Origin of the sequence: Mycolicibacterium sarraceniae, from assembly GCF_010731875.1 — a bacterium.
Taxonomy (GTDB): Bacteria; Actinomycetota; Actinomycetes; order Mycobacteriales; family Mycobacteriaceae; genus Mycobacterium; species Mycobacterium sarraceniae.
In genome coordinates this window covers 1,761,624-1,785,050 of sequence record NZ_AP022595.1, presented here as the reverse complement: position 1 = coordinate 1,785,050, position 23,427 = coordinate 1,761,624, and the positions used below count along the sequence as shown (strand labels likewise).

Here is a 23,427-nt window from a genome sequence, read left to right as displayed (position 1 = left end):
ACAGGAACGATTCAGAAGGCCACAATCGGGGGTTTTCCCCGATCGAATTCGTCCCGGACAGCGGCCACAGCGCGCTCACGCGCGGCGGCAGCGCGGGCCAGCCGCACCGTCTGCGCCCGAATGCCGGCGTCGATTCGCGCCACCGTCTCCTCCATATCGACGCCGTCGACGGCGTCGCGTTCTGCGGCCGCCCGGCCCCATGACGCCTCCGCGGCCAGCACCCGGGTGGCCACCCACTCCTCGACCGCGATACGCAGTCCGCCAGTGACCTCGACGACCCAGCGGTCCAGCACGGCGCGCTCGTGCAGCAGGCCGCGGATGCCGACCACCCACAGGGCCGCGGCCAGCCCCACGGCGGCACCACCGAGGGCCCCGCCGACCGCCCAGCGGGGAGCCAGATCAGCGAACAGCCGGCTCAGCGTCAGCGCGACACCGAGCCCGAAGCCCGCTCCCAGCAGCATCATCAACCGGGTCTCCGCGCTGCGTGAGCGCAGCGGCGCGGCACCCACCTGCACCACGGGGCCCGAATCGAGTGCGGGCTCGACCGCGAGACCGAGCTGCTGGCCGACCTCGGCCAGGTGTCGTGCGGTCTCCTGCTGCAAGCCACCGCTCACCTCGACGGCCCGGCGGTGAACCTCCTGGGTGAAATCGCCGAATTCCCGTCGGGTCATCGTCGCCACAGAGTGCTGTAGCTCGGCCCGCACCGACGCACAGCGAGCGCGCGCGAGGTAGGACAGCTGGACCCGGGCCTGCTGAACCTGGCTGCGCATCGCGATGTTCCGCTCGGACTTATCCAGCCGGAACCGGCGCAGCAGCGCGGCACGCTGATCGCGCAGCGCGGCCACACCCGCGACCCCATCGGCGTCATCGGCAGCCATCAATCGGTTTTCCCACGCCCGCAACCGATTTCGACGGCCCAGCGTGTCATCGGCGAGCATGGCGCTCAGCGACGTGACGAGGTCGTCGATGACGGGCGCACCCAGATCCGGTGCGGCCGCGGCGCCCACCCAGACCACCTGGCCGTAACGGGCCGCCCGCGAAGCGAGCAGCGCCCGGTCGGCGTCGAGCACCTCCCGCCAGGTGCGGTGCACGTCGATCTTGGTCACCACCCCCAGCACCGCGTCCGTGTCGGCGGACACCACATCCACGAGGGCGCAGTCCGACTCGGTCAGCGGTGCGGTGGCCGAGGCCACGAACACCACGGCGGTGGGCGCCTCACCCGCGGCGAGTTCACCGACCTCGAGGACGGTGAACTCGGGAAGACGATGACGAAGGGCGGCAACCACACCGGTGGCCCCGGCCAGCCACGGACCGGCTACCAGCACGACCTCGCGGCGGGTGATCGACGGCGGCTCCAAGCCCGCCTCGATCCGCGCGAGCACGCTGTCGATCGTCACGGCAGCCGCTCCGCGACCCCGCCCGCCCGCTCCCACAACCGCAGCGAGCCGCGGGCGATATCGGCTCCGCAGCTGCGATGCAGCCGGGACACCGGCCCGCGGGAGTACCGCTGCCAGGTGATCGCGCGTTGCAGGTGGGCGGAGGCGGTAATGCCGTCGTCCACCGTCATCCCGGCGGCGCGCACCACCGCGATGGCCGCGGCCATTCTGGCCGCGACCTGCTCGTCAGAGGCGCCGTCGGCGAGCCGTCGGTAGCGCGCCGGGGCGGCCGCCACGCCGATACCTGCGAGCAGCCCGTCTACCGCGCTGGCCCGGCGCAGCGCGACCATCAGCCCGGCCCGGTCGGCACCGCCTCGCAGCGCCAGCACGCCGTGGGCGATGCCGAACAGGTCCAGCCGAGTCAGCAGCCGTTGCCGCACGGCGCGGGGCAGCCGGTGATCAGTGGCGGCGAACCGATCGGTGGAGCCCAGATCGGCCGGGTCGGTGGTCAGCACCCGAAGCGCATCGAGCAGCTCCTCGTCGACCACGGTGTCGTCGACCGCGGCGAGCGCGGCCAGCCCGGCCAGCGGGTAGACCGCAACCCCGGTGAGATCGCGCAGCTGGCGGCAGCGCGCGGTGGCAGCAGCTACCGGCCCCTCGCCGCCGAATCCGGCCAGGTCCGCCTTGTTGAACACGGCGACGACCGGCCGCGACGATTCGGCCAGCACGCGCCGGTCCTCGGGTTTCAGCGCCTCGGCGAACACGTGGATATCAACGTCGACCGCCTCCGACGCGCGCGCAATCACCACACCCGCCCCATGCAACACTCGGGTCACTGTGCGCCGGCCGCACCCACCGCGACCAGCTACTTTGACCCGCACAGGCAGCCCCACCACACTGCACATGCTGGCATCGGCGAGCCTGTAGCGGTAGCCACTACCAGGAGTAGGCAACTGTTGGGTATCAATCTGCACCACGGTGCGGGTACCCAGGAGTTCATGAGCGACCATGGACGGATGCATGCGCAGCGCGACAGTGGCTCAGCCACGCCCGATGCCGTGGCCGCGCACCCGTATCCGCGGATCACCAGCTTCCGGTCACGCCGCTCGGCGCTGACCGAGGCACAGCAGGAGGTGTGGGACCGGCTATGGCCGGAGCTGGGAACCCAGGCGCGCTACGAAGGCAAACCCGTCGCACACCTGGACACGACGGCCTGGTTCGGCCGGCAGGCACCCGTCGTGTTGGAGATCGGCTGCGGCACCGGCACCTCAACCCTCGGGATGGCCCTGACCGAGCCCGCTATCGACGTGGTCGCCGTCGAGGTCTACCGGCGCGGACTGGCACAGCTGCTCGCCGCCGTCGACCGCGAGGCCCTGACCAATATCCGGCTGATCCGCGGCGATGCCGTCGACGTGCTCGAGCACATGTTCGCCACCGGCGAGCTGACCGGCACGCGGGTGTTCTTCCCGGACCCGTGGCCCAAATCACGCCACCACAAGCGTCGGCTGCTGCAGCCAAACACCATCGCCCTCATCGCCGACCGGTTGCGCCCGGGCGGGGTGCTGCATGCCGCCACCGACCATGCGGGTTACGCCGAGCAGATCGCCGAGGCCGGCGACGCCGAACCGCTGCTGGTGCGCGTGCAGCCCGCTGACGAGCTACCGATATCGGTGCAGCGCCCGACGACCAAATACGAGACGAAGGCCCGGCACGCCGGTAGCGCGGTGACCGAGCTTCTCTGGATGAGACGACGATGAGTGTGATGGAAGACGCCGCCGCATCCCCGGCGCTGCCCGACGGCGAAGAACTCGTGGTGGCCCCAACGGTTCAGCGGGTACTCCTCGTCTGGGACGCACCCAATCTGGACATGGGACTGGGTTCCATCCTGGGCGGCCGGCCCACGGCCGCTCACCGGCCGCGGTTCGACGCGCTGGGACGCTGGCTCTTGACCCGCACCGCCGATCTGTCGGCCGGCCACCCGGATATCTCGGTGGAACCGGAGGCGACCGTGTTCACCAACATCGCGCCCGGCAGCGCTGACGTCGTCCGCCCGTGGGTGGAGGCCCTGCGCAACGTCGGCTTCGCGGTCTTCGCCAAACCGAAGGTGGACGAGGACAGCGACGTCGACAGCGACATGCTGGCCCATCTCGAACAGCGCCGGACCGAAGGTCTGGCCGCTGTGCTCGTCGCGTCGGCCGACGGGCAGGCGTTCCGCGCACCGCTGGAGGACATCGCCCGGTCCGGCACCCCCGCCTACGTGCTTGGATTTCGCGAACATGCAAGCTGGGCGTTAGCGTCGGATACCTTGGAGTTCGTCGACCTCGAGGACATTCCTGGTGTTTTCCGCGAGCCGCTGCCGCGAATCGGCCTAGATTCGCTCCCAGAGCAAGGGGCGTGGCTGCAACCGTTCCGGCCGCTGTCGTCGCTATTGACATCGCGCGTGTAGAGAAGCCCAATGCGCAGGACGCCGCAGATTTAGTGAGGAGATTACGTGTTCGCCTGGTGGGGTAGAACTGTGTATCGACATCGATACATCGTGATCGCGGTCATGGTCGCGCTGTGCCTCGGTGGTGCCGTATACGGGGCCTCCCTGGGCAAGCATGTGACCCAGAGCGGTTTTTACGATAACAGCAGCGAGTCGGTGCGGGCCTCGACCCTCGCCGACCAGGTATACGGCCGCGACCGCACCAGTCACGTGGTCGCCATCCTGACGCCGCCGGGAAACGAGAAGGTGACTGATAAGAGCTGGCAGAAGACAGTCACCGATGAGCTCGACCAGGTGGTCAAGGACCATCCCGATCAGATCGTGGGCTGGGTCGGCTGGCTGAAAGCCCCCGACACCACCGACCCGACCGTCAATCAGATGAAGACGGCCGATCTACGTCAAACCTTCGTCAGCATCCCCCTCAAGGGAGACGACGACGACACCATCCTGAAGAACTATCAGATCATCGAGCCGGCTCTCAAGCAGGTCAACGGCGGCGCTATTCAACTCGCCGGCCTCAATCCGCTGGCCAGCGAGCTCACCGGGACTATCGGCACCGACCAGCAACGCGCCGAGCTCGCGATTGTCCCGCTGGTGGCCGTGGTCCTGTTCTTCGTCTTCGGCGGCGCCGTCGCGGCCGCGTTGCCCGCCATCATCGGTGGCCTCACCATCGGCGGGGCGCTCGGTATCCTCCGGCTGACCGCCGAGTTCGGACCGGTGCACTTCTTCGCCCAACCCGTCGTGACGATGATGGGCTTCGGCATCGCCATCGACTACGGATTATTCGTGGTCAGCAGGTTCCGAGAGGAACTTGCCGAAGGCTACGACGTCGAAGCTGCCGTACGGCGGTCGGTGATGACGTCGGGCCGCACCGTTGCATTCTCCGCGGTCATCATCGTGGCGTCCTCGCTACCGCTTCTGCTGATCCCGCTGGGCTTCCTCCGGTCGATCACCTACGCGATCATCGCTTCGGTGCTGCTGGCGGCGTTCCTGTCGATCACGGTGCTGCCCGCGACCCTGGCAATACTGGGCGCCAACGTCGACGCCCTGGGCGTGCGGACTCTGCTGCGAGTCCCGTTCTTGGCCAACTGGTCGTTCTCGCGCAAGATCATCGACTGGTTCATCGAAAAAACCCAGAAGACCAAGACCCGCGAGGAGGTCGAGAAGGGTTTCTGGGGCCGCTTGGTCAATGTGGTGATGAAGCGACCCATCGCTTTTGCCGCTCCCATCGTGATCGTCATGACGTTGCTCATCATCCCGATGGGGCAGCTCGCGTTGGGCGGGCTCAGCGAGAAGTATCTGCCGCCGGACAACCCGGTGCGCAGCGCACAGGAGCAGTTCGACAAGGAGTTCTCCAGTTTCCGGACCGAACCGCTGACCCTGGTCATCAAAACCGACAACGGCTCGCCGGTCACCGACCAGCAACTCGACTCTCTTCGCGCCGAAGCACAGACGGTGTCCGGCTTCGCCGGCAGCGACGACCCGTCGAAGATGTGGGAGGAACGCTCGGCCCAGGACAGCGGATCGAAGGATCCGTCCGTACGGGTGCTTCAGAACGGCCTGATAGACAGCAGTACCGCACCCCAGAAGATCCAGCAGTTGCGCGCGCTGACCCCACCGAGGGGTACTACGGTCCTGGTCGGCGGTACCCAGGCCCTGGCACAGGACAGCATTTTGACGCTGTTCGACAAGCTGCCGCTGATGGTGCTGATCCTGGTGCTCACCACCACCCTCTTGATGTTCCTGGCGTTCGGCTCCGTGGTGCTTCCCATCAAGGCCGCATTGATGAGCGCATTGACGCTGGGCTCCACGATGGGCATTCTGACCTGGATGTTCGTCGAGGGCGGACACGGTTCAGGGCTATTGAATTACACGCCACAGCCCTTGTTCGCCCCGATGATCGGTCTGATCATCGCGGTGATCTGGGGTCTGTCCACCGACTACGAGGTGTTCCTGGTCTCCCGGATGGTGGAGGCCCGTGAGCGCGGCCTGTCCACCGCGGAGGCCATCCGGATCGGCACGGCCACCACCGGCCGACTCATCACCGGGGCCGCGCTAGTACTCGCCGTGGTGGTTGCCGCGTTCGCGTTCTCCGACCTGGTGGTGATGAAGTATCTGGCCTTCGGTCTGCTGATCGCTCTGCTGCTGGACGCCACCGTCATCCGCATGTTCCTGGTCCCGGCCATCATGAAGCTGCTGGGCGACGACTGTTGGTGGGCACCGCGCTGGATGAAGCGCGTGCAGGTGCGGATCGGCCTCGGTGAGACCCACCTGACCGACGAGCGCAAACGCCCGATCGTGCGCGATCCGGCCGATTCGCTCGTCGGCGCCGGCGCACCCGTCTCGGCGGCACGCCGACCCGCGCACGACCCAACACATCCCGTCGAGGGCCGGGCGATGCCGCGGGTGGTCGGTCGCGCCGAGTACCGCAATCCGCCGGCGCAGGACCCGCCGTCGGAGGCTGGTACCGCACGGATTCCCGAGCCGACGACCGAGGCCGTCCCCGCCCCGTCCGGCGAGGCCGAGCGCAACGGCCCAAGCTTGACCGACGCGCCGACGACGCGGTTTTCGGTGGCCAAGAACGCCGTCAAGAACGCGGTCAACACCGCGACATCGGCGGCCCGGTCCACCCGTCCGCCTGCCCCGCCGGCGCCGGACCGGGAGATCGAATCCTGGCTGGGCGAGCTGCGTGGCAAACCAGGTACGCCCGGTACGCAGCCGACTCCCCCGGCGTCGTCGTCCGAACCCACCCAGACGATCACCGGCCCGACGGACGCCACCACGGCCATCCCGGCCCAGGAACCGAAGAGCCATGACGTCTCGCCCGCGATCAGCGCCGAGGAGACCCGCGCCATCCCGGTCAGCCGCCCCGAGCAGGGGGACTGCGAAGTGGCCACCGAAAAGCTGAACTCACGCGGCAAGGTAGAGGACAAAGAACCCGACGAACAGCGACGCCGCGGCACCGGCGGCGGGCTCAGCGCGGCAGATCTGCTGCGCCGCGAGGGCCGTCTGTAATCCAGTCAGGTCAGAGAGCGAAGGTTCGGCCCGAATTTCGCTCTCAGGCCTGGATCAACGCCTCGGCTCGTCGGTGCGTTTCGGTGACACCAGGTCCGGTTCGGCGCCGATGACGACGCCGTCCTGCGCCTCGATTTCGGCGGCCTCTCCGGCAGGATCGTCGGCCACCAGAACCCGGATGGCGCTGTTGAGGAAGGCCAGCAACGGCACCGCCAACAGGGCGCCCACAATGCCGGCCAGCACGCCGCCGCCGGCGATCGCCAGCACGATCGCCAGCGGATGGATCGACACCGCGCGGCCCATCACCAGCGGTTGCAGGATGTGGGCCTCCAGCTGCTGAACGGCGATGATCAGCCCGAGCGTGATCAGGGCGTAGACGAGGCCCTTGGCCAACAGCGCCACCACCACGGCGAGGAATCCGGTGATCACCGCACCCACCAGCGGGATGAAGGCACCGAGGAAGACCAGCGACGCCAGCGGCAGCGCCAGCGGGATGCCCATGATCGCCAGGCCGGTGCCGATCCCGACCGCGTCTACCAGCGCCACCAGGAAGGTGGCCCGCACGTAGCCGATCAGCGATCCGAACCCGGCGCGCCCGGCGTCACGCACCCGTTCCCGGGTCGACGAGGGAACGAGCTTGGTGACGAACGCGTAGATGTTGCGGCCGCCGTGCAACAAGAAGATCAGCGTGAAGAACACCAGCAGGGCGCCGGTGATGATCTCGGTGAGCGTGGCTGCCGTCGACAGTGCTCCGGTGGTCAGTTTCTCCTGGTTGTCGCGCAGTGCCGTGATCGCGGTGTTGCCGGCGTTGTCGATCTGTTCGCGACTCAGGTGCGCAGGCCCCTCGATCAGCCAGCGCCGTAGCGTGTCGATACTGTGCGTGACTTGTTCGACCAGCCCGGGCAGGCCCGAAACGAATTGGCTGACAACGAAAGTCATGATCCCGCCGAATAGCGCGATGCCGGCCAGGATGACCAACGCCACCGCGCCACCACGCGGGGCCCCGCGACGGTCAAGCCAGTCGACCGCGGGCAATAGCAGCGCCGCCAGCATGGTCGCCAGTGCCACCGGAACGACGATGACCTCAAGTCGCTGCACGATCACCAACAGCGCGACAATCGCCGTCCCGATCACCAGCAGACGCCAGGACCACGCGGCGGCTTTACGGACCAGGGGATCAACTGATTCGTCGTCCGAAGCTCGGGTCGCCGGCATGCGGCCAAGCCTAACCGCCACCGGCGTACATCTCGTGCCGAACGGTGGCGATACGACCCCGCACCGTTACCCTGAACTGCGTGTCCTACGACGCGTCGGTCCACGCCGCCCGCGAGGAACACGACCCCCCGACACGCGGGAAGTACTGGTGGGTCCGTTGGGCGGTGCTGGGCGTCGCCTTGATCGTGCTGGCCGTCGAGGCCAGCCTGGTGGGGGATCAGCTGGCCAAAGCCTGGAAGAGCCTGATCACCGCGAACGCGTGGTGGGTGCTGGCCGCGATCGCCGCGGCCATACTGTCGATGCACAGCTTCGCCCAGATCCAGCGCACGCTGCTGCGTTCGGCCGGGGTCATCGTCCACCAGTGGCGCTCCGAAGCCGCGTTCTACGCCGGTAATGCGCTCAGCACCACCATGCCCGGCGGTCCGGTGCTCTCGGCCACTTTCGTCTACCGGCAGCAGCGTCTCTGGGGCGCCTCCCCGGTGGTCGCGTCCTGGCAGCTGGTGATGTCGGGGGCGCTGCAGGTGGTCGGCCTGGCCCTGCTCGGCCTCGGTGGCGCATTCCTGTTGGGCGCCAAGAACAATCCGTTCTCGCTGCTGTTCACCCTGGGCGGGTTTATCGCGCTGCTGCTGCTCGCTCAGGCGGTGGCCACCCGCCCCGAGCTCATCGACGGTATCGGCGTCAGGGTGCTGGGCTGGGTCAACTCCGTGCGCGGCAAGCCCGCCAACACCGGCCTGCACAAGTGGCGGGAAACGTTGGCCCAACTCGAATCGGTCAGCCTGAGCCGCCGGACCCTCGGGATGGCGTTCAGCTGGTCGTTCTTCAACTGGATCGCCGATGTCGCATGCCTGGCCTTTGCCGCCTACGCCGCCGGCGGCAACCCCTCGCTGGCCGGCCTGACCGTCGCCTATGCGGCCGCCCGCGCGGTCGGGTCGATCCCGCTGATGCCCGGTGGGCTGCTGGTGGTGGAGGCCGTGCTGGTTCCCGGTCTGGTGTCCAGCGGGATGGCGCTGCCGGCCGCCATCTCGGCAATGCTGATCTACCGACTGGCGAGCTGGATCTTCATCTCGTCCATCGGCTGGGTGGTGTTCTTCTTCATGTTCCGCACCGAGGGCGCGCTCGACCCCGACGCCGTCGCCGACGAGATAGCCGCGGCCCAAGCCGGTGACGGCGACGCGTCCGAAGATCCGGCCGAGACCGCATTGCAGGGTCCGGTGCCGCCGCCCAGCTCCGGCCCGGAGGACGACGTCCGGCACTGAGCGACCTGTGCTTGGATCCCACCATGGCAGTTCGTACCGACACCCGGCCGGCCGTTGTGGCGCTCGCCGGCGACATCGTCTGCGTCCTGGTGTTCTGTGCGCTCGGTCGCCGCAGCCACGCCGAGGGGCTGACACTCACCGGAATCGCCGCAACCGCATGGCCGTTCCTGTCCGGCACCGCGCTCGGCTGGGTGATCTCGCGCGGCTGGCGTGCCCCGACCGCCGTTGTCCCCACCGGTGTCACGGTGTGGCTGGCAACCGTTGTCGTCGGAATGTTGTTGCGCAAAGCCAGTTCTCAGGGAGTCGCGACCAGCTTCATCATCGTCGCATCGGTGGTGACCGCGGTACTGCTACTGGGTTGGCGAGGGGTTGCCGCGCTGGTAGGCAAGCGCGGCGGTTAGGCCTGCCCGGTCGGCAGGACCGGTTCGGGGTAGGTCGACACCGTCAGGACCGCGCGCAACCCACCGAGCGGACCGTCGGAGAGCTGGATGTCGCCACCGTGCAGCACCGCCTGCTGCGCCACCAGTGCCAGCCCCAGACCCGATCCGCCCACCATCGCGGTACTGCCACGGGCGAAGCGCCCCAACACTTTTTGATGCTCCTCGACGGGCAAGCCCCGGCCGTTGTCGTCGACGGTGATCGCCAGCAGCCACTCGTAGCGACGCGCGCGCAGCACGATGCGGGTGGCCTCACCGTGGGTGATCGCGTTGCGCACCAGGTTGTCCACCGCCAGCCGCAGACCGGCCGGCCAGCCCCATACCGTGCCTGCCTCGTCGGCTTCCACGATGATCTCGACCGCACCCGAGCGGACGTTCTCCCGTGCCACCCGGTCGAGCATCTCGGCGACGTCGATCGACTCACGATCCTCGGCGCGGGCCAGCTGTCCGGAGGCCAGCTGGCCGAGCGCGGTGATGATCGCCTCGACCCGGCGTTGTGCCCGCGACAGGTCGCCGACGACTTCTTCGCGCTCTTCCGGTGGCAGGTCGTGGATGCGCAGGGTGTCCAGATCGGCCCGCATCGCGGTCAGTGGGGTGCGCAGTTCGTGGGCGGCGTTGGCCGCGAAATCCTGGGCGGCCTGAAGCGAATTCGTGGTCGCCACTTGGGCTTCGGCCAGCCTGTGCAGCATCGCCGCCATCGCATCAGACAGGTCCTCGGCTTCGGCGGCGCCGCGCACCGGCTCCAACTGGTCACTGCCCTTGCCCAGGCGCCTGGTCTGTTCGGTGAGCCGCAACAGCGGGCGGATCGCCGGGCCGGCCAGTATCCAGCCGAGGGCGGCCGCGATCAGCACGGCAAGGCACACGATGAAGACGTACAGCGGAATCCGGGCGCGGCTCAACAGAATGCTGTCGGCGCGGATCCCGATCGAGACCAGGACGCCGCCGGACTGTTCGACAGTCACCGTCCGCACCCGGTAGTCGACACTGTTGACGGTGACGGTCGCGGTTCCCGGCGGCAGTGGCGGCAGCTGGAAGCCACGCTGGAAGACGACCTGACCGGTGGACCGCGATCGTCCGGTGGTCAGCACCCGGCTGGGGTCACGAAGCTGCTCGGGAAACATGCTGGCGTTGACGATCGAGTCCAGCCGCCGGTCTAATTGCGCATTGTCGTTGTTGGCCAGAACGATTGACGTCAGCGCCGCCAGCAGGGCAACGACAAGCGCGGCGGCCACGGCCGCGGCGAGCGCAACCCGGACGCGCAGGGAAAGGCTACGGCCCGGCAATGTCGCAGGCTGGGTCACGGCTCCGACCGGAGCACGTACCCGATTCCGCGCACGGTGTGGATCACCCGCGGCACCCCTTCGCGTTCCAGCTTGCGGCGAAGGTAACTGATGAACACGTCGGCGACGTTGGTGTCGACCTCGAAGTCGTAGCCCCACACCAGTTCCAGGAGCCGCTGCCGGGACAGCACCACACCGGAGTTCTCGGCCAGCACCGCCAGCAGGTCGAACTCACGCTTGGTCAGCTCCACCCGGTCACCGTTGACGAACACCAACCGCCGCGCGGTATCGATGGTGAGCGGTCCGATGGTGACGGCGTCGGAGCCTTCGTGGGAGCTGGCTGCCCGCCGCAAGAGCGCATGCAGCCGCGCCACCAACTCCCCCAGGTCGAAGGGCTTGGTCAGATAATCGTCGGCACCGGCCTCGAGACCGGCGATCCGGTCGTTGACCGTATCGCGCGCCGAAAGCACGCAGATCGGAATGTCATTGCCCAGAGCCCGCAGAGCGGTCACCACCGCCACACCGTCGAGCTCGGGCATCTGAACGTCGAGCACCAGCGCGTCGTGCTTCTCACTCGCCAAGAGCCGCAAGGCTTCCTTGCCGTTCGCCGCGACCCGGACGTCGAACCCCGAATGCCGCAGACCGCGTGCGACCGAAGTCCGGACATCCGGGTCGTCGTCGACCATCAGGACGGTGCGACCGGCGCCTTCCTGCGCGGGCTGCTGTCCTACCCGCACAGCGAACTAGGAGACAGGAACGTCGGGGCTATTGCCGCAGCGGTTCTTGAGATCGACCAGGGGCTGGCGAATACCCTGCAGGTCGGCCTTCACCGAGGGGTTGTAGTCCAGGTACTGCTTCACCTCGGACCGGATGGTGTCGCGCGGCGCACCCTCCAGACCGGTGAAGAACGCGTTGACGTCCGGGTGGGTGAACAGGTACGCCGACGTGGCGGCGGACACACCCGCGGAGACACCGGCAAGGTCGGCTGCGGTGCAGTTCGGCGGCGGGTCGGCCAGCGCGGACGGGGCGCCAACCAGGATCGCGCCGGCGACAGCGCCCGTCCCGATCACTCCGGCGACCGCGCGACGGGCCACACGGGCATTAACCAACATGCTCGGACTCCTTAGCGTTAGGGAGAGGTCATGCCAGTAACAGCTACTGACATACGAAAGCTAAGCAGACTTGCTGCAGACTTTCGCGCCTTGAGCCTAACCAATCGTGAGAATGTTCCCATGCGGCTGGTCAGCGCCCCTTCTGCCCGGGCCTGGGAGGCGCGTCGTTCAGCGCGTGCCGATCGTGGACTGGGGGACGCAGACATCGAGACTCCTCGGGATCGCTGCCACTGCAGCGTCGGTAACGAGCACCCCATCAGCAGGTCTCGATCCAGCTAAGACCGCCGCTCACGACAGGTCACCCCGCAGCTATCTGAGGTACGCTCGCAGCCACGCAATCCGGGGAGAATGCGGGGAGATAAACATCCAGCAGTTCATGATGCGCCTCAGCAGCAACCTGCGCAGATTCCGCTGGCTGGTGTTCTCGTGCTGGTTGCTGGCCCTCGTTCCGGCCGTCTATCTGGCCCTCACCGAGTCCAATAACCTGACCGGTGGCGGCTTCGACGTCGCCGGCTCCCAGTCACTGCACGTGCAGTACCAACTGGAGGACCACTTCCCCGGGCAGGGCGCCTCCCCGCTCGCCCTCGTCGCAGCTCCGCGCGCCGACGCCAGCTACGACGATATGAATGCCGCCGTCGCGCAATTGGAGCAGGTGGCAAAGCAGACCCCGAGCGTTATCGTCGTCCCCAACCCCGCCCAGCCCGCGCCCGCTCCGGACAAGCCGTACGTGGTGTCCCTGCGGCTGGACTTCCACAACACCGGTGCCGTCGACGTCGCGCGCCAGTTGCGCCAGAAGATCGGCGTCACCGGCGATCAGCCCGGGCAGATCCGCGACGGTCGGGTGAAGCTGTACGTCATCGGCCAGGGCGCACTGGGGGCCGCCGCCCAGACCAGCACCAAGCATGACATCGCCGAGGCTGAGCGCTGGAACCTTCCGATCGTCCTGATTGTTCTGCTCGCGGTGTTCGGCTCTCTGGCCGCCGCCGCGGTCCCGCTGGCGCTGGCGTTATGCACGGTCGTGGTGACGATGGGCGTGGTCTATCTGTTGTCCACCGTCACCCAGATGTCGGTGTTCGTGACGTCGACGGTGTCGATGTTCGGGATCGCGCTGGCCGTGGACTATTCGCTGTTCATCCTGATGCGTTTCCGAGAAGAGCTGCGCGCCGGGCGCGATCCGCAACAGGCGGCCGACGCGGCGATGGCGACCTCGGGCCTGGCGGTGCTGCTGTCGGGCCTGACCGTGATCGCGTCGCTGACCGGCATCTACCTGATCAACACCCCCGTGCTGCGGTCGATGGCGACGGGCGCGATCCTCGCGGTGGCCATCGCGGTGCTGACGTCGACCACACTGACACCCGCTGTGCTGGCCACCTTCGGGCGGTCGGTGGCCAAACGGTCATCGCTGTTGCAATGGTCCCGGCGCGCGGAGGCGACGCAATCGCGGTTCTGGACCCGCTGGGTCAGCGAGGTCATGCGCCGACCGTGGCTGTCGGCGATGGCCGCGACGCTGGTCTTGTTGCTGATGGCCGCACCGGCGTTCGCCATGGTGCTGGGCAACAGCATGCAACGCCAGTTCACGTCCTCCCACGAAATCCGCGGCGGGGTGGCGGCGGCCGCCGAGGCACTCGGCCCCGGCGCACTGGGCCCGGTGCGGGTGCTCGTCACCTTCCCGCAGGGTGGCGCGTCCGACGCCAAGAACGCCCCCGCGCTCGAAGCGATCAGCACCGAGATGGCGAAGGCGCCCGACGTCGTCTCGGTCTCCCAACCGGCCTTCGCCGATAACAACGGCAGCGCACTGCTGTCGGCGGTGCTGTCGGTGGACCCCGAGGACATCGGCGCGCGCAACGCCATCGACTGGATGCGCGCCCATCTGAGTGCGCTGCCCGCCGCGGCGGGCACGCGAGTCGATGTCGGTGGCCCCACCGCGTTGATCAAGGACTTCGACGATCGGGTGTCGCAGACCCAGCCGCTGGTGTTCGTGTTCGTCTCGCTGATCGCGTTCGTGATGCTGCTGATCTCGGTGCGATCGGTGTTCCTGGCGTTCAAGGGTGTGTTGATGACGGTGCTGTCCGTCGCCGCCGCCTACGGCAGCTTGGTGATGGTGTTCCAGTGGGGCTGGCTGGAAGGCCTGGGCTTCGAGAAGATCACCTCGATCGACAGCACGATCCCGCCGCTGGTGCTGGCGATGACATTCGGCTTGTCGATGGACTACGAGATCTTCCTGCTGACCCGGATGAGGGAACGCTACCTGCAGGGCGGCGACACCCGAGACGCCGTGGCCTACGGGGTGTCGACCAGTGCCCGCACGATCACCAGCGCGGCGCTGATCATGATCGCGGTGTTCACCGGGTTCGCATTCGCGGGTATGCCGCTGGTCGCTGAGCTGGGCGTGGCATGTGCGGTGGCGATCGCCGTGGACGCCACCATCGTTCGACTGGTGCTGGTGCCCGCGCTGATGGCGATGTTCGACCAGTGGAACTGGTGGCTGCCGTCGTGGCTGGCCCGCATCCTGCCGTCGGTGGACTTCGAGAAACCGCTGCCCAAGGTTGATCTCGGCGATCTCGTCGTGATCCCGGACGACATCTCCGCGCTGGCGCCGCCGAGCGCGGATCTGAAGATGGTGGTCAAGGGCGCGGCCCGGCTGAAGAACCTGGCACCGGACGCGGTCAGCGTGGCCGACCCGCTGGCGTTCAGCGGGTGCGACGAGCTAGCCGGTCGAGTCAAAGGCAGCGATGACGCCCGGGCGCAACCGATGCGGGTCGGCGCGGGCAGCACCGCGACGGTCAAATTCATCAGGGGCTACCGCAGCGCCCGGCTGTCAACACCGCGGCCGGTGCACCCGGTGACGATGTGGCGTGGCCGCCTCGCGATCGCACTGGACGCCCTGGAGACCGGCGCCGATACCGCGGACGGCGGTGTCGAGCGGCTGAGCCCCGTCGAGACCACCAACGTCCAGTTGCCCACCGGCGACCGGTTGCAGATCCCGACGTGCGCCGAGACGCTGCGCATGCAGGCCTACCTGATCATGTGCCGTAACACCCGGTCGGACTTCGCCGAGTTCGCCGACCTTGTCGGCGTGATGGATACCGAGGCCGCTGCGGTGGTACTCGGCAGCATGGACCGGTATTACTGTTCTGGACAATCTAAGCGACAATGGGTGACAACCCAGTTGGTGCGTCAGCTCGCCGATCCCAAGCCGTCCACAGTGGTCAACGATGACCGATGGGCGGGATCGGAAGGTGCGGGTGAATGGGAACGGATCAGGCAGCGTTGCCTTGCGGTGGCGGTGGCGATCCTGGAGGAGGCGAGGTGACGGTGGCAGCGGATCGCGAGGCCATACCCGCACCGGCCGCCCAGCCCTTCGCCGACGGCCGCCCGGTCGAGTTCTGGCCGACGGCGTTGATCCGGGACGCGCTGGAGTCCGGCGATATCACCGTCTGGCAGCGCATCGTCGTCGCCATCAAACGCGATCCCTTCGGTCGTACCGCCCGGCAGGTCGAGGAAGTGCTGGAACACTCGCAGCCCTACGGAATCTCCAAAGCGCTTTCCGAGGTGTTGATCCGGGCCCGCAGCCATCTGGAAGCCAACGAGCGCGCCGAGGCTGCCCGCCACGTGCGGCTGCTGCTCGACCGCTCCGGTCTGGCCGTGCAGGAATTCGCCTCCCGCATTGGGGTGGCCCACGCGGATCTGAGCACCTACCTCGACGGGACGATCAGCCCGCCGGCGTCGCTGATGATCCGGATGCGCAGGCTCTCCGACCGGTTCGCCAAGATGCGCGCCCAGCGTGCATCCGGTGACCGATAGCGCCCATAGCGGTGTCCTTCGCGATGGGCCAGGATTCGGCGCGTCGTGATGGATCGGTCTCTGACAGTCGACCACGCCCGGCTCATCGGGCGTTGATTGGCCTGATGTCGAGGACGACCCACCGATCGTCCTGTTTGGCCAGCCCGACCCGCAATGCCAGCACCGCGCTGCTCGGCTGCTGGCCGGGCTGGTTCTGGGTTCCCCGCATCACCACCGCGACGCTGGCCGCCTCGGGGCCTAACGCCTCCAGGCCAGCGGAGATCGTCTGAGCCGTGGCGGAGATGTTCTTCTTGGCCAAATCTGAAGCGGCTTTTCCGAATTGACCTTTGAACGCGTCAGCGCGCTCGGGCACCATGAACGACGCGGCCGTGTCGATCGATGAGGTCGGGTTGGCCGGGGTGAAGGTCGCGGTGGCCTCCGAGACCGCGGTGGCGATGCGCACCACCTCGGCGGAGTCGCGGGTGAAGGCCTCGTCCGGCAGCGTCCACCGGGTGTAGCCGACCACGATCGCGGCCACCACCGCCACGGTGGCCAGCGCGACGATCGCCAGCCGCAGGCCGGGGCCTTCGTCATCGGTGCCGACGGTCACCGAATCACGGCGGTACAGAACGAAATTGACGATGATGCCCTGCACGATCAGCAGGCACAGCATCGAACACACCGACACCCACCACAGCGGCCAGCCGAGCACCACACCGATGGCCAGCAGCGCCGCGATGGCGGCAATCGGGGCGGCGACGTCGAAGCCCAGTACCCGGGCCAGGTTCCTCATCGCAGCGACTCGAGCCGCGAGACCATCAGCTTGCCGTCCACATCGGAGATCCCGAGGCGCAGGTTCCATCGCACGGTGGCCGGCTTATCGCCGGAGTTCTCGCTGACCGAGGTCGCGACGACCAGCACGGTGTCGGTGCGCTGGGCCAATTCCGGCGGCAAGGTGGCCGGCGACGGCGGGCGCTGGCCCGCCTGGACGTCGAGATCGTGATGCACCAATTCGAAGGACACCGAGTCGATCTGTCCGGTGGTGCGGGCTTTCAGGGTCCGGACCACCTGGCGGTAGGGCGTGATCGCGGCCTCGAAGTCGGAGTTCAGCTGCCCGACAGTGCCGTCGTGCAGCTTCTGCAGGCTGGCGTCGACGTTGTCGACGTTCATGTTGATCAGCACTCCGGTCCAGTCCGCGGCCGCGGCCATCACCCGGGTCTGATAGGCGCGTTCGTCGGCGGCATGACGGTGGCCCGACCAGATCAGCGTGCCGAGCACGATCGCCGCGACCATCACCAGGCCGAGCACGGCCGAGGCGACACCGTAGCCGGAGAACACCCGGCCGGGCGCCTCGTCCTGGTCGTCGTCGGCCTCGGGCATGAAGGGGAGGCTACCGGGCGGTCCTGGGGCCAGACGCCGCGGTCTAACCTCTGGTAAGGATGGTTGGGTGACGGTAGAAGCACTGCGCTCGGGTATCGACCTGTCCCACGTCGAGGCCAAGGTTCGCCCGCAAGACGACCTGTTCGGCCACGTCAACGGACGCTGGCTGACCGAATACGCGATCCCGGGCGACCGGGCCACCGACGGCGCGTTCCGCACACTGTACGACCGGGCCGAGGAGCAGGTCAGGGAGCTGATCACCGCAGCGTCGGGTGAGCCCGGGACTGATGCCCAGCGCATCGGCGACCTATACGCCAGCTTCCTGGACTCCGAGGCCGTCGAGCGCCGCGGTGTTCAGCCGTTGCTCGACGAGCTGGCCTTGATCGACAGCGCCGCCGATCCGGCCGCGCTGGCGGCGGTGATCGGTGCGCTGCAGCGCACCGGTGTTGGCGGTGGTGTGGGGCTGTATGTCGACACTGATTCGAAGAACTCGTCGCGCTACCTCCTGCACGCCAGCCAGTCGGGGCTGGGCCTGCCCGACGAGTCGTACTACCGCGACGAGCAGCATGCCGCGATCCTGGCCGCCTACCCGGCACATATCGCCGCGATGTTCGCCCTCGTGCTGGGCGGGCGCGCCGACGACCACGCCGAGCGTGCCGCACGAATCGTGGCACTGGAGACCAAACTGGCTGCCGCGCACTGGGATGTCGTCAAGCGTCGCGACGCCGACCTGACCTACAACCTGCGCGCGTTCACCGATCTTCTCACCGAGGCGCCCGGTTTCGACTGGGTCGGGTGGATCACGGCGCAGGGCACCACCCCCGATGTCGTCGCCGAACTGGTTGTCCGCCAGCCTGATTACCTGACGGCCTTCGCCGAACTGTGGTCGAACCGCGACTTCGCGGACTGGCAGGACTGGGCACGGTGGCGGCTGATCAACGCGCGCGCCGCCTACCTGACCGATGCGGTGGTCGAGGCGAATTTCGACTTCTACGGCCGCACCCTGTCGGGCACCGAGCAGATCCGCGACCGCTGGAAGCGCGCGGTGTCGCTCGTGGAAAGCCTGATGGGCGACGCGGTCGGGCGGCTGTACGTCGAGTTGCATTTCCCGCCGGATGCCAAGGCCCGCATGGATGTTCTCGTCGACAACCTTCGCGAGGCCTACCGGGTCAGCATCAGCGATCTGGAGTGGATGACGCCGGCCACCCGCCAGCGCGCACTGGCCAAGCTGGACAAGTTCACCGCCAAGATCGGCTATCCGGCCACGTGGCGCGACTACTCCACCTTGGTGATCGACCGCAATGATCTGTACGGCAACATCATTCGCGGTGCCGAAGTGGCCCATGACCGGGAGCTGGCCAAGCTGGGCGGCCCGGTCGACCGCGACGAGTGGTTCATGACACCGCAGACGGTCAACGCCTATTACAACCCGGGCATGAACGAGATCGTCTTCCCGGCCGCAATCCTGCAGCCGCCGTTCTTCGACGCCGAGGCCGACGACGCGGCGAACTACGGCGGGATCGGCGCGGTGATCGGTCACGAGATCGGTCACGGATTCGACGATCAGGGTGCCAAATACGACGGTGACGGCAATCTCGTCGACTGGTGGACCGATGAGGACCGCGCCGAGTTCGGCGTGCGTACCAAGGCGCTCATCGAGCAGTACCAGACGTACGTGCCGCGCGGACTCGAGCCGTCCCACCACGTCAACGGGGCATTCACCGTCGGTGAGAACATCGGCGACCTGGGCGGGCTGTCCATCGCGTTGCTCGCCTACGAGTTGTCACTGAAGGGCCAAGAAGCCCCGGTGATCGACGGGCTGACCGGCCAGCAACGGGTGTTCTTCGGCTGGGCCCAGGTGTGGCGCACGAAATCCCGCGAGGCTGAGGCTATTCGGCGGCTGGCCACCGATCCGCATTCGCCTCCGGAGTTCCGCTGCAACGGTGTGATCCGCAATATGGACGCGTTCTACCACGCGTTCGAGGTCAGCACCGACGACGAGCTGTACCTCGACCCCGACCGTCGCGTCCGGATCTGGAGCTGACCCGCGGACGCCTGGGACGCCATCGGGGCGCGGCGCAACGCCGGCGGCCACACGTCCGCACCATCCACGGCGGTGATCGGCGATATCGGAATGGCCGCCGCGGTGGGTGTTAAGCGGGCGAATCCGGCGCGCCAGGCGTCTTGATCTGAGCGGCCAGCCACGGCAGCGCGTCGGATAGCGCGCGCTCGGCGAACTGCCAGGTGTGGAAGCTGATGATGCGGTGCACCGAGCATGAAATGCCCACGGTCTGCGCCGTCGCGCAGAGATCGTCGGCCGCACCGGCCTCATCGGAATCCTTGAACTCGTCATGCCCGCCGAACCCTGACGGCGCATCCGACTGCGGCCGTTTCCCGCCGCCGTTGCCGTACGGCGATATGGCGTTGGTGGGTGTGACGGTGTCCTCGAACCAGCCGGCGACGCCCTGATACGGCCCGTGTGTGAGCATCACCGTGCGTGGGTCGAACTGGTCCCAGGCCGCGGCGTTGCCGCCGTAGAGCCGGTCGATCGTCTGCTCCTTGGTTCCGGCCGTCGGCCCGTGGTCACCGGCGATATCGAGAAACGTGCTGAACAGATCCGGGTGCATCACGACCAGGTCTATCGCGCAGGTGCCGCCCATCGACCAGCCGACCACCGCCCAGTTGGCGGCCAGCTCGGATGCACCGTACTTGTCGACCACGTAGGGCCGGACGTCCTTGGTGAGGTGGTCGGCGGAGTCGCCGCGCGGACCGTTGACGCATTCGGTGTCGTTGTTGAAACTGCCACCGGAGTCTACGAAGACGAAGATCGGCGCCTGGCCGCCGTGGCTCTGCGCGTAGCCGTCGATGATCGGCATCGCGTTACCGCTGCGCATCCAGTCCGCGGGCGTGTTGAATTCGCCGGCGACCATCATGACAACGGGCAGCCGCGGCGGGGTGGGTCCGGCGAACCAGGCCGGCGGCAGATAGACGTATTCACTGCGGTGGTTGAATCCACTTGCGTCACTGGGGATATCGACTTCCACGAGCTTTCCGTTGGTCTGCACGGTGTTCCGCAGCCCGGGCAGCTCGTCGGCGTCGATCTGGTTCGGCAGTGGACCGGCCGTGATCGCGCCCCAGGCGGCCTGCAGGCTCGGGTAGTAGCCGACCCACTTATTCAGTGCGAGAAGCGCGGTCACCAGAGTCAACGGAATCGCCAACACAGCGACACCTCGCCGCCACCAAGAATTCCCGCGCCAGCCCAGTATCGCGATCGCGACGCCGGTGCCGAAAACCCCGGTCCAGACCCACAGATAGAACGGTGCCGGGTCCGACGCCAGGCCTTCGGAGGTGACGTAGGTGCGCGCCGCCAGGGCGCCGAGAACGCCGATCACGACACAGACCGGTAGCCACACCATCCACCAGCGCCGGGTCCGGCGCCATCCGATCGCGACGATCAGCGTGATGACCGCGACGATCTCGATGGTCAGCGGCAGCCAGCCGCCGAGCAGCGAGATTCCGTGCGCGTATTGGTGGAGGTTGGGAGCGGGCAGCTGGGGTAGGGGTGTCGGTTCGGCCGGCGGCGGAGCCGGCGACGGAGATGGCGGCACATATCCCATTGTGGGGGCCGTTGCTGTGCTTAACCTTTGAGCCGCAACCCGCTAGATCCGGCTAGGCGAGCTGCCACTGCCAGTCATCGGCACCGTCGGGGTTGTTGTACGTCCCCACCGAGTTCTTGACGACAATCGGGTCACCACTGCCGAAGTTGTCGTAGAACCACTTGGCGTTGTCCGGCGACAGGTTGATGCAGCCGTGGCTGACGTTGCGCTTGCCCTGATCGGCCACCGACCACGGCGCGCTGTGCACGAAGGCACCGCTGTTGTCGATGCGTACCGCCCATTGGACCTTGAGCTTGTAGCCCTCCGGCGAGGTGTTCGGGACGCCATAGGTGGCCGAGTCCATGATGATGTCCGGGAACTTCTCGAGGACGTAGTAGGTGCCGTTCTTGGTCTCGTGCTTGCCGTCCGGCTTGCCCATCGAGACCGGCATGGTCTTCACCACCGCGCCGTTTTTGGTGACGGTCATCTGGTGGGTCTTGTCGTCGACGGTGGCCACCAGGGTGTCGCCGACGCGGAAGCTGGACTTGGTGCCGCTGGCGTCGATGTTGACGACGGTGCCGGTGGGCCAGAAGGCGTAGGGCCGCCAGCGCACCTGGGTGTCGGTGGTCCAATAGAACGCACCGGGAACAGGCGGAACCGACGAGATGTGGATCGCCGACTCGGCCATCGGCCGGTTGGCGATCGGGCGGGCGAAGTTGATGATGATCGGCTTGGCCACTCCGACCATCGCCCCGTTGACAGGGTTGAACGTCGGCGGGGCGAACACCGGCGCACCGGTGTAGGGCGTCGGGTTCTGGCCCTTGACCGGGCCGGCGGCCGCGGCGGCGGCCTGTTGAGCGGCCAGCGGATCAGCCGGCGGCGGTGCCGGCGGATCGGCGGGCGGCGGCGCAAATGGGTCCGGCGGTGGTGGCACCTGGACCGGCGGCACGTCCGCGATGCCGGGATCGGCGGGCGCTTGGTCTGGATCGGCCAGCGCTGATCCGCTGCCGAGACTGATTCCGGCGGCCACTCCGAGCACGCATAACGTGGCGGCGATCGCCCCCCTCACCCGCAGCTTCGTCACCAAAACTCCCTCGATTTCTCCTGCGACCCAGTGTGGCACAGCACCCTGGGACCGCTCCCGGACCTGATTCGCCAGCGAACCTGACCTCGGGCATTGGCAACGCCCTGAACTGTGCAGATAGTCGCGGCGGGGGTGACAAGCGTTACTTTTCGCTGGTAGCCGGGTGCATCGCGAACAGCCCCCGGGTGAGCAATACGCACACCAGTGCGCCGAGCATCAACGCCGCCGATGCGGTGAGCATGGCCGCGACCCCGGCGTGCTCATAGACGACGCCGCCGGTCAGTGATCCGGCCATGATGCCGACCTGGAACATCGCCACATACAGCCCCGACGCACCGTCGGGATCGTCCGGCGAGTGTCGCATTGCCGCGGCCTGCAGCATCGGTGGCATGGCGATCGCTGTCGCGCCCCACAACACGATCGCCGCCACTGCGACCAGCGACGCGGCGAGGACATGCGGCCAGTCCGCGAAGCCCAGGGTGGCCAGCACCGCGAACGCCAGCGCTGAGCCCGCCAGACAGCCCGCGACCGCGGCCTTGGGCCGCCGATCCCCCGGCCGGGCGAACAACGCCATACCGGTCAGCCCGGCCACCCCGTAGGCCGCGAGCAGCCACGCCTGTTGCGCGCCGCGCACCCCGACCACATCGCGGAGGATCACCACGATGAAGGTGTAGGAGATGAAATGCGCGGTGACACCCACCAGGGTCAGCGCGCACAGCGTCAGCAACGCCCGGTTGCGATAGTGGCCGCCGCGGCGCGGCCGGCCACCGGCAACCACACCGGTCATCGCCATCGCCGGCAGCGCGAACCGCGCGGCCAGCAGCACCGCTACCGAGGCGACAGTGATGGCCCCGACCGCAAGCCGCCAGCCCCACATCTCGCTCATGGCCGCGGTCACTGGACTGCCCACCACCAGGGCCAGCCCGGTGCCGACGTAGATGGCCATGGTGGCGCGGCCCGCATGGCTGGGTGGCACCAGGCGCGCGCCGATCGGGGCGATCACCGACCACATCAGCCCGTGGGTGACCGCGCACAGCACCCGGCCGACGGCCAGGACCTCGAAGGTCGGCGCCAGCGCTGAGATCAGTTGCGATACCGATAGGCACGCCAGCGTCCAGAGCAGAGTGCGCCGCCGCGGCCAGGTCGCCGTCCAGCGCACCAGCGGCATTGTCGCCACCGCCGCGACCAAGGCGTAGCTGGCCAGCAGGGCGCCGACCATGGCCTCGCTGACCTGCAGGTCGCGCGCGATCGCCGACAGTGCACCGACCGGCATGATCTCGGCGGTGACATAGATGAACGCCGCGGCGGCGAGCACCGCCAGCGCCAGCGCGACCCTCGGTGTCCACGGGCCGGCGCGCGGCGCTGTGGTCACGCGTTCACGGTATCGGCTGGCTAGGCCAAACCGGCG

The 23,427-nt window shown here is 67.9% G+C and carries 19 protein-coding genes; 8 read left to right on the top strand and 11 right to left on the bottom strand.

Annotation, left to right across the window (positions count from 1 at the left end):
- Positions 1 to 11 precede the first annotated feature (11 nt).
- A complete protein-coding gene (locus G6N13_RS09030; RefSeq protein ID WP_235677979.1) occupies positions 12 to 1,397 on the bottom strand; it encodes a hypothetical protein in 1,386 nt (461 codons plus the stop codon).
- Complete coding sequence (locus G6N13_RS09025; RefSeq protein WP_235677978.1) at positions 1,394 to 2,203, bottom strand: hypothetical protein; 810 nt, start codon at positions 2,201 to 2,203, stop codon at positions 1,394 to 1,396. The genes G6N13_RS09030 and G6N13_RS09025 overlap by 4 nt, the downstream gene beginning before the upstream one ends.
- 171 nt (positions 2,204 to 2,374) lie before the next feature.
- Between G6N13_RS09025 and trmB the strand changes: the two genes are divergently transcribed.
- Genes trmB through G6N13_RS09010 form a run of 3 tightly spaced genes read left to right on the top strand, consistent with a single transcriptional unit; the run spans position 2,375 to position 6,876 of the window.
- On the top strand, positions 2,375 to 3,133 hold the full coding sequence (gene trmB, locus G6N13_RS09020) for a tRNA (guanosine(46)-N7)-methyltransferase TrmB (protein ID WP_163696352.1): 759 nt from the start codon (positions 2,375 to 2,377) through the stop codon (positions 3,131 to 3,133).
- Positions 3,130 to 3,822: an NYN domain-containing protein gene (locus tag G6N13_RS09015; protein ID WP_163696350.1), complete on the top strand. Its 693-nt coding sequence runs from the start codon at positions 3,130 to 3,132 to the stop codon at positions 3,820 to 3,822. Before trmB ends, G6N13_RS09015 begins: the two co-directional genes overlap by 4 nt.
- A 45-nt stretch (positions 3,823 to 3,867) precedes the next feature.
- Positions 3,868 to 6,876: a trehalose monomycolate exporter MmpL3 gene (locus G6N13_RS09010; protein ID WP_163696348.1), complete on the top strand. Its 3,009-nt coding sequence runs from the start codon at positions 3,868 to 3,870 to the stop codon at positions 6,874 to 6,876.
- A gap of 54 nt (positions 6,877 to 6,930) precedes the next feature.
- On the opposite strand, the gene G6N13_RS09005 is transcribed toward G6N13_RS09010, so the two are convergent.
- Positions 6,931 to 8,091 (bottom strand): AI-2E family transporter, encoded by a 1,161-nt coding sequence (locus G6N13_RS09005; RefSeq protein ID WP_163696346.1) that lies wholly within the window; start codon positions 8,089 to 8,091, stop codon positions 6,931 to 6,933.
- An 80-nt stretch (positions 8,092 to 8,171) separates the two neighbouring features.
- Here G6N13_RS09005 and G6N13_RS09000 point away from each other — a divergent pair, with 80 nt between their 5' ends.
- Positions 8,172 to 9,347 (top strand): lysylphosphatidylglycerol synthase transmembrane domain-containing protein, encoded by a 1,176-nt coding sequence (locus G6N13_RS09000; protein ID WP_163696344.1) that lies wholly within the window; start codon positions 8,172 to 8,174, stop codon positions 9,345 to 9,347.
- Between the two features lie 23 nt (positions 9,348 to 9,370).
- On the top strand, positions 9,371 to 9,748 hold the full coding sequence (locus G6N13_RS08995) for a DUF3054 domain-containing protein (RefSeq protein ID WP_163696342.1): 378 nt from the start codon (positions 9,371 to 9,373) through the stop codon (positions 9,746 to 9,748).
- Here the strand turns inward: G6N13_RS08995 and G6N13_RS08990 are convergent.
- From G6N13_RS08990 to G6N13_RS08980, 3 genes are read right to left on the bottom strand one after another with little or no spacing between them, the layout of a single operon-like run.
- On the bottom strand, positions 9,745 to 11,085 hold the full coding sequence (locus G6N13_RS08990) for a sensor histidine kinase (protein ID WP_235677977.1): 1,341 nt from the start codon (positions 11,083 to 11,085) through the stop codon (positions 9,745 to 9,747). The genes G6N13_RS08995 and G6N13_RS08990 overlap by 4 nt on opposite strands.
- Positions 11,082 to 11,750, bottom strand: a complete 669-nt coding sequence (locus tag G6N13_RS08985; RefSeq protein WP_170310484.1) for a response regulator transcription factor — start codon at positions 11,748 to 11,750, stop codon at positions 11,082 to 11,084. Before G6N13_RS08985 ends, G6N13_RS08990 begins: the two co-directional genes overlap by 4 nt.
- A 57-nt stretch (positions 11,751 to 11,807) precedes the next feature.
- The gene (locus G6N13_RS08980; RefSeq protein ID WP_163696338.1) at positions 11,808 to 12,176 is read right to left on the bottom strand and encodes a heme-binding protein; all 369 of its coding nucleotides are present in this window, start codon (positions 12,174 to 12,176) and stop codon (positions 11,808 to 11,810) included.
- 376 nt (positions 12,177 to 12,552) lie between these two features.
- Here G6N13_RS08980 and G6N13_RS08975 point away from each other — a divergent pair, with 376 nt between their 5' ends.
- Together G6N13_RS08975 and G6N13_RS08970 are read left to right on the top strand one after the other, a co-directional pair.
- A complete protein-coding gene (locus G6N13_RS08975) occupies positions 12,553 to 15,489 on the top strand; it encodes an MMPL family transporter (protein WP_163696336.1) in 2,937 nt (978 codons plus the stop codon).
- Positions 15,486 to 15,980: an XRE family transcriptional regulator gene (locus G6N13_RS08970; protein ID WP_163696334.1), complete on the top strand. Its 495-nt coding sequence runs from the start codon at positions 15,486 to 15,488 to the stop codon at positions 15,978 to 15,980. The genes G6N13_RS08975 and G6N13_RS08970 overlap by 4 nt, the downstream gene beginning before the upstream one ends.
- 82 nt (positions 15,981 to 16,062) lie before the next feature.
- Here the strand turns inward: G6N13_RS08970 and G6N13_RS08965 are convergent, their stop codons facing one another.
- Both G6N13_RS08965 and G6N13_RS08960 read right to left on the bottom strand, forming a co-directional pair.
- Positions 16,063 to 16,752 (bottom strand): hypothetical protein, encoded by a 690-nt coding sequence (locus tag G6N13_RS08965; RefSeq protein ID WP_163696332.1) that lies wholly within the window; start codon positions 16,750 to 16,752, stop codon positions 16,063 to 16,065.
- Positions 16,749 to 17,372 carry a hypothetical protein gene (locus G6N13_RS08960; protein ID WP_407663917.1) on the bottom strand — a complete coding sequence of 208 codons (624 nt, stop codon included), beginning with the start codon at positions 17,370 to 17,372 and terminating at the stop codon, positions 16,749 to 16,751. The genes G6N13_RS08965 and G6N13_RS08960 overlap by 4 nt, the downstream gene beginning before the upstream one ends.
- Before the next feature lie 34 nt (positions 17,373 to 17,406).
- Between G6N13_RS08960 and G6N13_RS08955 the strand changes: the two genes are divergently transcribed.
- Positions 17,407 to 19,383, top strand: coding sequence for a M13 family metallopeptidase (locus tag G6N13_RS08955; RefSeq protein WP_163696327.1), 1,977 nt, complete (start codon positions 17,407 to 17,409; stop codon positions 19,381 to 19,383).
- 109 nt (positions 19,384 to 19,492) lie between these two features.
- Here G6N13_RS08955 and G6N13_RS08950 read toward each other — a convergent pair whose 3' ends face one another.
- The 3 genes from G6N13_RS08950 to G6N13_RS08940 form a co-directional block, all read right to left on the bottom strand.
- Positions 19,493 to 20,947, bottom strand: a complete 1,455-nt coding sequence (locus G6N13_RS08950; protein WP_179965109.1) for an alpha/beta hydrolase — start codon at positions 20,945 to 20,947, stop codon at positions 19,493 to 19,495.
- Positions 20,948 to 21,008: 61 nt separating this feature from the next.
- Complete coding sequence (locus G6N13_RS08945) at positions 21,009 to 22,010, bottom strand: L,D-transpeptidase (RefSeq protein WP_163701898.1); 1,002 nt, start codon at positions 22,008 to 22,010, stop codon at positions 21,009 to 21,011.
- A gap of 151 nt (positions 22,011 to 22,161) precedes the next feature.
- Positions 22,162 to 23,391 (bottom strand): MFS transporter, encoded by a 1,230-nt coding sequence (locus tag G6N13_RS08940; protein ID WP_163696324.1) that lies wholly within the window; start codon positions 23,389 to 23,391, stop codon positions 22,162 to 22,164.
- Positions 23,392 to 23,427 lie beyond the last annotated feature (36 nt).

Bases quoted from the DNA above. Each gene is read 5' to 3' on its own strand.
- trmB (WP_163696352.1), top strand. From the start codon at position 2,375: ATGAGCGACCATGGACGGATGCATGCGCAGCGCGACAGTGGCTCAGCC.
- G6N13_RS09015 (WP_163696350.1), top strand. From the start codon at position 3,130: ATGAGTGTGATGGAAGACGCCGCCGCATCCCCGGCGCTGCCCGACGGC.
- G6N13_RS09005 (WP_163696346.1), bottom strand. From the start codon at position 8,091: ATGCCGGCGACCCGAGCTTCGGACGACGAATCAGTTGATCCCCTGGTC.
- G6N13_RS08995 (WP_163696342.1), top strand. From the start codon at position 9,371: ATGGCAGTTCGTACCGACACCCGGCCGGCCGTTGTGGCGCTCGCCGGC.
- G6N13_RS08985 (WP_170310484.1), bottom strand. From the start codon at position 11,750: ATGGTCGACGACGACCCGGATGTCCGGACTTCGGTCGCACGCGGTCTG.
- G6N13_RS08980 (WP_163696338.1), bottom strand. From the start codon at position 12,176: ATGTTGGTTAATGCCCGTGTGGCCCGTCGCGCGGTCGCCGGAGTGATC.
- G6N13_RS08975 (WP_163696336.1), top strand. From the start codon at position 12,553: ATGATGCGCCTCAGCAGCAACCTGCGCAGATTCCGCTGGCTGGTGTTC.
- G6N13_RS08965 (WP_163696332.1), bottom strand. From the start codon at position 16,752: ATGAGGAACCTGGCCCGGGTACTGGGCTTCGACGTCGCCGCCCCGATT.